This window comes from Streptomyces sp. NPDC046335, assembly GCF_055587985.1.
On record NZ_JBVJFF010000026.1, the window covers coordinates 13,424 to 24,266 of the forward strand.

Here is a 10,843-nt window from a genome sequence, read left to right on the forward strand (position 1 = left end):
CGCGCCGGTCAGCCGGGGGCGGGCCCGCGGCCCGCTTCCGCTCCCGGCCCCAGGGCCGCCTCCATCACGGCCCTGGCGATCGGCGCCGCGCTGCCGCCGCCGCTGATGTCCCCGCGGTCCGCCGCCGCGTCCTCGATCACCACGGCCACCGCCACCGAGGGCTCCGGGTCATCCGGGGCCTGCGCCCAGGAGACGAACCAGGCGTACGGCGTCCCGTTGTTGTCGACGCCGTGCTGCGCCGTCCCCGTCTTGCCGCCGACGGTCACTCCGGGGATGGCGGCGTTCTTCCCCGTGCCCTTCTCGACGACGTCCGTCATCATCTCCCGCAGCCGCATCGCGGTCGCCGGGTGCATCGCCTGGCGCAGGGTCCGGTGCCCCGTGGCGGCGACCACGTCGCCGTCGTCCGTGGTCGTCCGCTCCACCAGGTGCGGCGCCCTGACCGAGCCGCCGTTCGCGACGGCCGCCGAGACCATCGCCATCTGGAGCGGCGTCGCCCGGGTGTCGTACTGCCCGATGGCGGAGAGCGCGAGCTGCGCCTTGTCCAGGGAGGTGTCGAAGTTGCTGCGCGCCACGGCGGAGGGGATGCGAAGCCCCGCGTCGTTGAAGCCGAAGTTCCGGGCGGTGCGCACCATCGACTCCAGCCCCGTGGCCACCCCGAGCCTGGCGAAGACCGTGTTGCACGACCACTGGAAGGCCTGGCGCAGCGAGGCGTCGGTGCAGCCGTCCACCTCGTTCGTGAGCCGCGTACGGGTGCCGGGCAGGGTGTACGGGTCCGGGGACCTGGTCGGCTCGTCGAGATCCGTCACGGTGCCCGAGTCGAGCGCGGCGGCGGCCGTGACCACCTTGAACGTCGACCCCGGCGGATAGGTCCGGTGGATCGCGCGGTTCAGCATCGGCTTCTCGCGGGCCTGGTTCAGCTCCGCCCAGGCGTCCGCCACCGACCCGCCGTTCCCCGAGAGCCGCTCCGGGTCGTACGACGGGGCGCTGACCAGGGCGAGGATCTTCCCGGTCGCCGGTTCGAGCGCGGCGACCGCGCCCCGCCTGCCGCCCAGACCGGAGTAGGCGGCCCGCTGCACCGCCGCCCTGATGGTGGTCTCCACCTTGCCGCCCGGACTCCGCGCGCGCGTCAGGTCGTTCCAGAACGGCAGCGGGGCGAGCATCGGATCGGTGCCGGAGAGGAGGGCGTCCTCGGCGTCCTCCAGGAGGGACGTGCCGTAGACCTGCGAGGCGAAGCCGGTCACGGGAGCGTACAGCGGGCCGTACTTGTACGTACGTTCGTAGCGGAGCTGCTCCCCGGTGTCCTTGGAGCCGGTGACGGGGGCCCCGTCGACCAGGATGTCGCCGCGCGGCTCACCGAAGCGCACGATGGGCACGCGGCGGTTGGCGGGGTTGTCGTCCAGGGACCCGGCATCGACGAGCTGGACGCGGACGGCGTTGACCAGCAGGGCGACGAGCAGCAGCGCGCAGAACACGGCGGCGTGCCGGATGTACCGGGTCACCGGCCCTCCCGGGCCACGAGCTGGCGGCGGGCCGAGTCGCTGACCCGGATGAGCAGCGCCACGATGATCCAGTTGGTGACGACCGACGAACCACCTTGCGCGAGGAACGGCATCGCCATGCCGGTGAGCGGGATGAGGCCCATCACGCCGCCCGCGATGACGAAGACCTGGAGCGCGATGATCGAGGCGAGCCCGGTCGCAAGCAGCCGCCCGAAGGGTTCGCGCAGGTCCAGAGCGGCGCGGTAGCCGCGCTCGACGAGCAGGGCGTAGAGCGCGAAGACCGCGCAGAGGCCCACGAGCCCCAGCTCCTCGCCGGCCGTGGCGAGGATGAAGTCGGACTTCGCGGCGAAGCCGATGAGGACGGAGTGGCCGAGCCCGAGCCCGGTGCCGAGCATCCCGCCGGCCGCGAAGGCGAAGAGCGACTGCGCCAGCTGGTTGGGCCCCGCGCCCGCCTCGATGGAGGCGAAGGGGTCCAGCCAGTCCTGGACGCGGCCGTGCACATGCGGTTCGAGCGAGCCGACGGCGTACGCGCCGAGCGCCGCGAGCAGCAGGCAGACCGCGATCCAGCCGATGCGGCCCGTGGCGACGTACAGCAGGGTCACGAAGAGCCCGAAGAAGAGCAGCGAGGTGCCGAGGTCGCGTTCGAGTACGAGGACGCCGACGCTCAGCAGCCAGACCGCGACGACGGGCCCGAGGACGCGTCCGGTGGGGAGCTGGAGGCGGGTGAACCGCCGGACGGTGCGGCCGGTGTAGGCCAGCGCGCTGCGGTTGGCCGCCAGGTAGCTGGCGAAGAAGACGGCGAGCAGGACCTTGGCGAACTCGCCCGGCTGGATGGAGAGCCCGCCGAACCTGATCCAGATCCGGGCGCCGTTCACGGCGGGGAAGAAGATCGGCACGATCATCAGGGCCAGCGCGGCGACGACGGAGAGATAGGCGTAGCGCTGGAGCGTCCTGTGGTCGCGCAGCAGGAGCACGACGGTGATGAAGAGCGCGACGCCGACGGTGGACCAGACGAGCTGGGCGGGCGCGGCCTCGTCGTGCGGCGTCTGAAGGTCCAGGCGGTAGATCAGCACCAGGCCGAGCCCGTTGAGCAGCACCGCGATGGGCAGCGGCAGCGGATCGGCGTACGGGGCGCGGAGCCGTACGGCGATGTGCGCGAGGAGGGCGAGCACCCCGAGCCCGGCGCCGTAACCGACGGCGCCGGGTGGGACGGAGCCCTGCCTGGCCAGGCCGACACCGCAGTAGCCGTACACGCAGAGCAGGACGGCGAGGACGAGCAGGGCGAGCTCGGTGCCGCGGCGCCGGGGGACGCGGACGGCGGGCACCGTGGGGGGTGCGGGGCCCGCTCGTGTTCCGGTCATGCCGGGAACGTAGCAAGCGACAAGCCCTGAAGTCCGCTTATGTCGGCTATGTCGGCCGGATGGGGCGAGGTGGCGTCAGCACCAGCGCGGCACCTTGCCGATGTTGGCGATGTAGTGCGCGGAACCCCACGCCCACGTGCCGTCGGTGAGCAGGTACCAGAGCTTGTTGTTGCCCACCCGCTCACCCCGCGTCTTGCAGAAGATGGTGACCACCTTGCCGTACGGCACGCTGCGGATCACGCGGCTGCCGCGGTTGGGGGCGTTGCGGAGCAGGAGGCCGGACTTGGCGATGACGCGGCCCTTGTAGACGGGCGCCTTGCTGTCGGCGCCGTCCGCGGCGACGGCGGGTCCGGCGACGGCGGGTCCGGTGAGGGTGAGGGCGGTGAGGGCGCCGCCGGCGACGAGTATGCCGAGCCGGGTGGCAGTGGTCCGCAGGGGCATGGGTTCTCCTCCGAGGGGAGCGAACGGGGCGGCCTTCGGCGCGTGCGCGTGAGCCGCGGGTGGGAGCGGCTTCGGAAACTGCCCATAAGCCGCAACTCACAGTAAAAGCGGCACGGAGTGTGCGCAAAGGCTCACGCCGCGCCGTCACGCCCGTCCTCGTCGGAACCGCCCCGACCGCCCGGCGTGGCGTCCCCCGTCCCGGCGGCCCCCGCCTCGGTGGCCCCCGTCCCGGCGGCCCCCGCCTCGGTGGCCCCCGTCCCGGCGGCCGACTCCTCGTAGGGCAGCCGCAGTGTCGCGATGGCGCCGCCGTCCGCCGCGTTGGCGAAGGTCAGCCGGGCGCCGAGGACCCCGGCCTGGCCGAGCGCGATGGTTAGACCGAGGCCGTGCCCCTGGGTCGTGCCCTCGGTCCTGAAGCGCTGCGGGCCGTGCTCCACGAGGTAGTCCGGATAGCCGTCGCCGTGGTCCCGCACGGTGACCACGGGCCCGTCGACCGAGACGAGCACCGGCGCCCGTCCGTGTTTGCGGGCGTTGGCGACGAGATTGCCGAGGACCCGCTCAAGGCGCCGCCGGTCGGTCTCCACGGTGACGTCACGGACGACGACCAGCTCCGCCCCCTCGCCGGAACCCCGCACCACACGTTCCGCCAGTGGAGCGAGCCGGTGCGCGTCGAGGTCCACCTGCTCGCTCCTCGCGTCGAGCCGGGAGATTTCGAGGAGGTCCTCGGTCAGGGTGCGCAGGGCGGCCACCCGGTCCCGCACCAGCTCGGTGGGCCGCCCCGGCGGCAGCAGCTCCGCCGCGGCGTGCAGCCCGGTCAGCGGCGTACGCAGCTCATGGGCCACGTCGGCGGTGAACCGCTGCTCGCTCAGGAGTTTGCCCTGGAGCGAGGAGGCCATGGTGTCGAGCGCCCCGGCGACCGCGGCGACCTCGTCCTGGCGGCGTGCGGGCACCTTGGTGCGCAGGTCGTTGACGCGGGCGTCCAGATCCCCGCCGCTGATCTTCCTGGCGACCTGCGCCGTCAGATGCAGCCGCCGGGTCACGCGGGTCACGGCGAACGCGCCGACCAGCAGCGTCGCGCCGATCGCCAGGACGGAGGAGCCGAGGATCGCCCGGTCGAGGCCGTCGATGGTGCGGGCGCCCTGCGCGTAGTCCACCTGGACGGCCAGCGCCCGGCCACCGTCCGCGGGCCCGGCGGCCCACACGGTCGGCCGCGACTCGTGGGAGGCGACCATCGTGCCGCGGTCGCCGTCCACCGCGAGGTCCCGCAGCCGCTCCGGCAGCCCCGCCGGGTCGATGCCCGCGCCGGGCCCGAGCCGGTCGCCCGCCTCGTACCGCTCGGTGACCTCTTCGAGGCGCGAGAGCGCGCGCTCACGCGCCTGGCCGACGGTCTGGTCGGTCACCGAGACGTGCACGAGCGCGCCGAGCAGCGCCGCGAGCGCACAGCACATGACGGTGATGAAGACGGCGGCCTTCCAGGTGAGCGACGCCGTCCAGGCGGGGAACCGCGGCCCGCGCGGCTGCCGGTGGCTCATCGTCCGCCACTCCCGGACGGCGTGGCGCCGGGGCTCACGGAAGGGGAGGGGCGCGGCGTCCGCGCGCGGGGCGCTTCCGGGGCCCGCACGATCTCGTCGCTCGTCGGCAGCATCGCCTTCTGGTGGGCGTCCCAGGACCAGACCGTGTGGTACTCGTACCCCGCGAGGCTGGAGACGGCGCGGATGATCAGGTCACGCCCGGCCAGCTCGACCCCGAGCACGGCGTCGCTCATCTCCATGATCTGCGTGAGCCGCCGCTCCTCCTCGGCGTACACCCGGACGTCGAGATTGTCGTCGGGCATCGAGACGCCGACGATCAGGTCGTCCTTGTCGTCGCCGGTCAGATCCCGGTAGTACGCCTTGAGCACCGGGCACCGCTCCCGGGTACCGGAACTCTCCGCGGCGCAGTCCGCCAGCCGGTCGAGGGTCTTCCGGTACGCGGTGTCGGAGTTCTCGTACGTCCCCGGGTTCTGCTCGAAGTCCGCGCGGACGACGTCCACCGGGTCCGCCTTGCGCAGGTCGCCGCCGGGCACCTCGATGCCCTTGACCTTCACCGCCTCTATGGCGCCGTAGTCCTCGGCGGGGGCGGACGGCGGCGGCAGGTCGGGCCAGAGGGGCGTGGGGCCCTGGGCGGTGGGCGTGGGACCGGCGCCGCGCAGATCGCCCGGATCGCCGCAGCCGCCGGCCAGCAGGACGGCGGCGGTGACGAGGGCGGCGGCGAGCGCGGTCCTGCTGCGGTTCACTGCACTCCTGCCTGCCGCGCGGCGCGGCCTTTCGTGGCACCAGGCCTGTCGTCACGTCATCCGGCCGGCGTAGAGGCCGATGGTGTCAGAGCGGTGCCCGCCCGCCGTCGGCCGCCGCGGGTGAGCGGCCGCGACGCGGGTCACGCGCTCGCCGCATACACCTTATTGGGGGTGAAGTCCCTCTTGTCCACCTGCCGGCCCTCCCGCGGCGGGAGCGGCGCACCGCCCGCCCGGCCGGGCCCGGCGCGAACACGCCTCAACTCCGTCTGTGCGCCGCCGGGTTCTTGCCCCGGCGGCGCACGGCCTGTTCCCATGGTCGGGGGTGATGCGGCATGAGCGGACTGCGCGTCGTACCGGCCTGGCGGCACGGGCAGGAGCGGTTGTACGTCCTTGGCGCGGACGGCAGGAGCGTGGCGTGGTACGACCGTGACTCGTCCCGCGTCAACCTCATCGGCGCGGACCGCGAAGAGGACGTCCTGCGGGCCCTCGCGCCCTTCCTGACCGGCCACGTCACGGCCGGCCCGCCGCCGCTGCCGACCCCCGCCGAGATGGCCGGGCTCGCGCTCCACCCGGACGACGACCTCGCCCCCAACCGCCCCGGCGAGGCGCTGCACATCGCCCTGGAACGCGAGGCCCTGCCCGCACGCAAGCTGCGCTCCGACGCCCGCCACCGCGCGCTCACCGCCGAGCGGGCGGTCGGCGAGGCGCTCGACGAGCTGGAAGGGGCGGGCTGGCGGGTACTGCACTCGGTGCCGCTGCCCGGCGGCGCCCGCATCCACCACCTGCTGATCGGCCCCGGCGGCCTGTTCTGCGTGGCCACCCTCGCCGTGCGCAGGCGCCGGGTGCGCATCGCCGACCCGATGGTCACCGTCGGCCGGGGCGAGCCCGCCCCGCTGCTGCGCACGCTCCGCTCCGACGCGGGCCGCGCCTCCTTCGCGCTGACGGCCGAGGTCCGCCCCGTCCTGGCGCTCGCGGGCACGGGCACCGCCGATCTGGACGTGGCGGCGCCGCCACGTGATATGCGGGTGCTGCGGGAGGGCGACCTGACCTCCCTCGCCCGCCTCGGCGGCCAGCTGAAACCGGCCGATGTGGAGGCCCTGCACGCCCTGGCCAGGGACCGCCACACCTGGCGGCGCGTCTGAGGCGCCGCCTCAGCCGCCGCTCACGCTCACAGGTTGTCCCCCCAGCCGCCCTGGATCATGGTCTGGAAGGCCCAGGAGCCGCCGCGCCTGATCAGGATGTCCGCGTACCGCAGACGCTGCGTCCCCTCGTCCGTCGTCATCACCGAGTCGGTGAACACGACGGCCATCGCGGGGGAGAGGAAGACGGGGGTGCGGGTGGACTCGAAGGTGATGTCCGCGCTGCCGTCCCCCATCACGTGCGTCATCGTCCGCACGAACTGCTCCCGGTCCCACTGCGCCGCCCGCCCGTCGCCCGCGGAGTCGTCGCTGACCAGGTTGAGCGGGAAGACGGCCAGGTCGGCCATGCGCTCCACATCGCGCTTCGCGCTGTGCGCGTCGTACTCGGCGAACCAGGCGTCCAGGCTCGCGCGGTCCTCGTCGGTCGGGACGTATCCGGTCTCGGGCAGAACGGTCATGCGGTCTCCTTCGTACGGGGTGGTCAAGCTTGACTACTGACAGAGAAGGTATGCCTCGCGGGGTCACTAGTCAAACTTGATTAAGGGTGATGCCGGTCACACGCCCCGTGCGCCGGGGCCCGCCTCAGCGGAAGCGGACCACGACCGCCGTCGCGTGCCGCGTGGTGTTCTGCCGGACCTCGACCAGCACCACCGGCTCCTCGGGCATCGCCGCATACGTGACGTCGCCGATGCCGACCGCCGTGGCCGTCCCCTCGCCCACCGGGTCCGGCAGCGCCCTGGCGGCCTCCGAGCGCACCGCCGGGGAGAGCGGCGAGGACACCACGGGGGTGCCGTCGCCGGGCAGGGCGAGGACCAGGGCCTGGGGCCGCGCGGGGCTTCCGGTGCAGCCGATCACCACGGCGTCCCGGGTGTCGCTGTGCCGCAGCTTCAGCCACGCGCGCGTGCCGCTGCGGTACGCCCCGTCGAGCCGCTTCACCACAAGCCCCTCGACGCCGGTCGCCGGCAGCGTCTCGTACCAGGTCAGGGCCAGATCGCGGTCGGTCGTGGACGGGACCGCCTGGAGCGGCGGCCCCCAGGGCGCGAGCAGCCGTACGAGGCGTGCGCGCCGCTCCTCGTACGGCAGGCGGCGGCAGTCCTCGCCGCCCTCCGCCAGAAGGTCGAAGGCCGCGTACGAGGCGGGCAGGGTGCGCGCGAGGACGCCCGCGCGCATGGGGGTCGCCGCCGCCCGCTGCTGCACGGCGGCGAAGTCGATGCGCCCGCCGGACCAGACCACGACCTCGCCGTCGAGGACCGTGCCCGCGGTCAGCCGGGCCGCGGCGCGCTCCAGGTCGGGGAAGGCCGCGGTGACGTTCCGTCCGGAGCGGGCCTGGAGCGTCACCTGCCCCGCCTCGTCCAGGAGGACGACCATGCGGTGGCCGTCGAACTTGGGCTCGTAGGCCCAGCCGTCCCCCTCGGGCAGCGCGGTCACGCCTTCCGCCAGGGCGACCCGTACGGGCTGCCGCAGGGTCACCGCGCGCTCCCCCCGGGCAGCGCCCTGGCCCGCCTGCGGTCGAAGAGGGGGGCCAGCAGGTCGCCGCCGTGCTCGGCGACGCGGGGCGCGATGTCCCCCGCGGTGAAGAGGAGCTGCCCCGGCTCCTCGCACGCCTCGACCTCCTCCCAGGTCACGGGCGCGGAGACGGTCGGCTCCCGGCGGGCCCGCAGCGTGTAGGGGGTGGCGGTCGTCTTGGCGGCGGCGTTCTGGCTGAAGTCGACGAAGACCTTGCCCGGGCGCAGGCTGCGCGTCATGCGGTGCACGACGAGCTCCGGGAGCTCCTGCTCGGCCTCGACGGCGAGGGCCTTCGCGTACGCGGTGACCCGTTCCGAGGGCGTCGGTCTCAGCGGTACGAGCAGATGGAGGCCCTTGCTCCCGGACGTCTTCGCGTACACGTTGAACCGGTCGGCCCGCAGCCGGTCGCGCAGCCAGAGCGCGGCCCGGCAGCACTCCACGATCGTGGCCGGGGGGCCCGGGTCCAGGTCGAACACGAGCCGGTCGGCCCGAGCGGGCGCGTCGGCCCGCCACTGCGGGGTGTGGAACTCCGTCACCGTGTTGGCCGCCCACATCAGCGAGGCCAGGTCCTGCACGAGGACCTGGCGGGTGTTGCCGGCCGAGCGCGGCACCTCGGCGGTCGGCAGCCAGTCGGGGGCGCCCGGCGGCACGTTCTTGGCGAAGAAGCTCTGCCCGTCGGGTCCGTCGGGGTAGCGCAGGAAGGAGACGGGGCGGTCGCGGAGGTGGGGGAGGAGGACCTCGGCCGTGGCCGCGTAGTAGTGCAGCACCTCGCCCTTGGTGAAGCCGCTCGCGGGATAGATGACCTTGTCCAGGTTGCTGAGCGAGAGCCTTCGCCCCTCCACCTCTGTGATCGGCGTCATACGATGAGAGTCGCACAAAACGTGCAGAACCCATATGAACCGCGTTAATCAGGACCAACCACTCGACGTGGAATGAGAGGTGCCGGACGTGCGGTCGATCTGGAACGGCGCGATCTCCTTCGGTCTGGTCAGCATCCCCATCAAGCTGGTGAACGCCACCGAGAACCACTCGGTCTCCTTCCGCCAGGTCCACGCGGAGGACGGCGGCCGCATCCGCTACCGCAAGGTGTGCGAGGCGGAGGACCGCGAGGTGACGTCGGCGGAGATCGGCAAGGGCTACCAGGACGCGGACGGCTCGATCATCCCGATCACGGACGAGGACCTGGCAGCGCTGCCGATCCCCACGGCCAAGACCATCGAGATCGTCGCGTTCGTCCCCGCGGACCGCGTCGACCCGCTCCAGATGGACACCGCGTACTACCTCTCGGCCAACGGGGTGCCCGCCACCAAGCCGTACACGCTGCTGCGCGAGGCACTCAAACGGAGCAACAAGGTCGCCCTCGCGCGATACGCGCTCCGGGGCCGCGAGCGGCTCGGCATGCTGCGCGTGGTCGACGACGTGATCGCCATGCACGGGCTGCTGTGGCCCGACGAGATCCGGCAGCCGGAAGGGGCGGCGCCCGACGCCCGCGTCACGGTCCGCGACGCCGAACTCGACCTGGCGGACGCCTTGATGGACACCCTCGGCGAGGTCGACATCGCCACGCTCCACGACGACTACCGCGCGGCGGTCGAGGAGCTCGTCGCCGTGAAGGCGCAGGGCGGTACGACGACGGAGCGGGCCCCCGCCGCCGACGCGGACGGCGGCAAGGTCATCGACCTGATGGCCGCCCTGGAGAACAGCGTCCGGGCGGCGCGTTCGGCCCAGGGCGGCGGCGGCGGGGGCGGTGGATCCGGGGAGACCCGGGAGGGCGGCTCGGTCGCGGAGGTGACCCGGCTTCCGGCACGGCGCGCCAAGAAGACGGCTTCCGCCAAGGGGGCGGCTGCGGGGAAGGCGGCTGCCTCCGCGCCTGCCGGTAAGGCGTCCGCCTCGGCCGGGAAGGCTGCGAGCAAGACCACCGCCCGCAAGACGGCGGCCGCCGGGAGCAAGGCCGCCGCCAAAGACGCTCCCACCAAAGACGCCCCGGCCGAAGACGCCTCCGCCAAAGGTGCCTCCGCCAGGAAAACCACCGCCAAGAAAGCATCCGGAAAGAAGGCGACCGGAAAGGGCGCGGCTCCGGCGAAGAAGAGTGCCGCCAAGCGCCGCACCTCGGCGTGATGCCGCCGAGAACCCGGGGCACTCCGCCCCGCGGTTGACTCGGAACGGCAAACTGCAAAGCGAGGGACGCGGTGACAAGGGCTGCCACGGGTGAGGCGTGGGGCGGGCCGGATTTGACCCGTAACTTAATTCGTACAAATCACACACTCTCCCCCTCCTCCACCCTGTGATCAATGTCACAAAGCCTTGATGGAATTACGTCTTCCGCGCAAGGATTCCTGCGGACACAAAGGGATTCTTTGGGATTACCGGGGGGTTTAAGGTAAATGGCGGGGAATCCATTCGAAGATGAGGGTGGCCGATATCTGGTGCTCGTCAATGGCGAGAACCAGCACACCCTGTGGCCCGCGCACCTCGACGTGCCGGCGGGCTGGAATGTGGCACAAGAGGCGAGTTCACGGGCCGATTCGCTGGCTTATGTGGAGCAAAACTGGACGGACATGCGTCCGGCGAGCCTGATATCCGGCTCCTGACGTGACCGCACGCGCCGGAGCGGGCCGAAAAGCG

General features: G+C 72.9%; 11 protein-coding genes. 3 read left to right on the top strand and 8 right to left on the bottom strand.

What is annotated here, in order from left to right; all coding sequences use genetic code 11:
- Window positions 1–8 precede the first annotated feature (8 nt).
- From ACZ6JY_RS39460 to ACZ6JY_RS39480, 5 genes are all read right to left on the bottom strand, one after another.
- Window positions 9–1,499 (bottom strand): peptidoglycan D,D-transpeptidase FtsI family protein, encoded by a 1,491-nt coding sequence (locus tag ACZ6JY_RS39460; protein ID WP_469204239.1) that lies wholly within the window; start codon window positions 1,497–1,499, stop codon window positions 9–11.
- Complete coding sequence (locus tag ACZ6JY_RS39465; protein WP_469204241.1) at window positions 1,496–2,860, bottom strand: FtsW/RodA/SpoVE family cell cycle protein; 1,365 nt, start codon at window positions 2,858–2,860, stop codon at window positions 1,496–1,498. The genes ACZ6JY_RS39460 and ACZ6JY_RS39465 overlap by 4 nt, the downstream gene beginning before the upstream one ends.
- 75 nt (window positions 2,861–2,935) lie before the next feature.
- Window positions 2,936–3,301 carry an SH3 domain-containing protein gene (locus tag ACZ6JY_RS39470; RefSeq protein WP_469204243.1) on the bottom strand — a complete coding sequence of 122 codons (366 nt, stop codon included), beginning with the start codon at window positions 3,299–3,301 and terminating at the stop codon, window positions 2,936–2,938.
- 131 nt (window positions 3,302–3,432) lie between these two features.
- A complete protein-coding gene (locus ACZ6JY_RS39475; RefSeq protein WP_469204245.1) occupies window positions 3,433–4,830 on the bottom strand; it encodes an ATP-binding protein in 1,398 nt (465 codons plus the stop codon).
- A complete protein-coding gene (locus ACZ6JY_RS39480) occupies window positions 4,827–5,573 on the bottom strand; it encodes a hypothetical protein (RefSeq protein WP_469204247.1) in 747 nt (248 codons plus the stop codon). The genes ACZ6JY_RS39475 and ACZ6JY_RS39480 overlap by 4 nt, the downstream gene beginning before the upstream one ends.
- 332 nt (window positions 5,574–5,905) lie before the next feature.
- Between ACZ6JY_RS39480 and ACZ6JY_RS39485 the strand changes: the two genes are divergently transcribed.
- Window positions 5,906–6,715, top strand: a complete 810-nt coding sequence (locus tag ACZ6JY_RS39485) for a nuclease-related domain-containing protein (RefSeq protein ID WP_469204249.1) — start codon at window positions 5,906–5,908, stop codon at window positions 6,713–6,715.
- A gap of 26 nt (window positions 6,716–6,741) precedes the next feature.
- Here ACZ6JY_RS39485 and ACZ6JY_RS39490 read toward each other — a convergent pair whose 3' ends face one another.
- The 3 genes from ACZ6JY_RS39490 to ligD form a co-directional block, all read right to left on the bottom strand.
- A complete protein-coding gene (locus ACZ6JY_RS39490) occupies window positions 6,742–7,170 on the bottom strand; it encodes a nuclear transport factor 2 family protein (protein WP_469204251.1) in 429 nt (142 codons plus the stop codon).
- A gap of 124 nt (window positions 7,171–7,294) precedes the next feature.
- Window positions 7,295–8,182 (bottom strand): ATP-dependent DNA ligase, encoded by an 888-nt coding sequence (locus ACZ6JY_RS39495; protein WP_469204253.1) that lies wholly within the window; start codon window positions 8,180–8,182, stop codon window positions 7,295–7,297.
- On the bottom strand, window positions 8,179–9,078 hold the full coding sequence (gene ligD, locus ACZ6JY_RS39500; protein ID WP_469204255.1) for a non-homologous end-joining DNA ligase: 900 nt from the start codon (window positions 9,076–9,078) through the stop codon (window positions 8,179–8,181). Before ligD ends, ACZ6JY_RS39495 begins: the two co-directional genes overlap by 4 nt.
- Before the next feature lie 88 nt (window positions 9,079–9,166).
- Here ligD and ku point away from each other — a divergent pair, with 88 nt between their 5' ends.
- Entirely contained in the window at window positions 9,167–10,336 is a 1,170-nt protein-coding gene (gene ku / locus ACZ6JY_RS39505) for a non-homologous end joining protein Ku (protein ID WP_469204257.1), read from the top strand.
- A 266-nt stretch (window positions 10,337–10,602) separates the two neighbouring features.
- Entirely contained in the window at window positions 10,603–10,809 is a 207-nt protein-coding gene (locus ACZ6JY_RS39510) for an MbtH family protein (protein WP_469204259.1), read from the top strand.
- Window positions 10,810–10,843 lie beyond the last annotated feature (34 nt).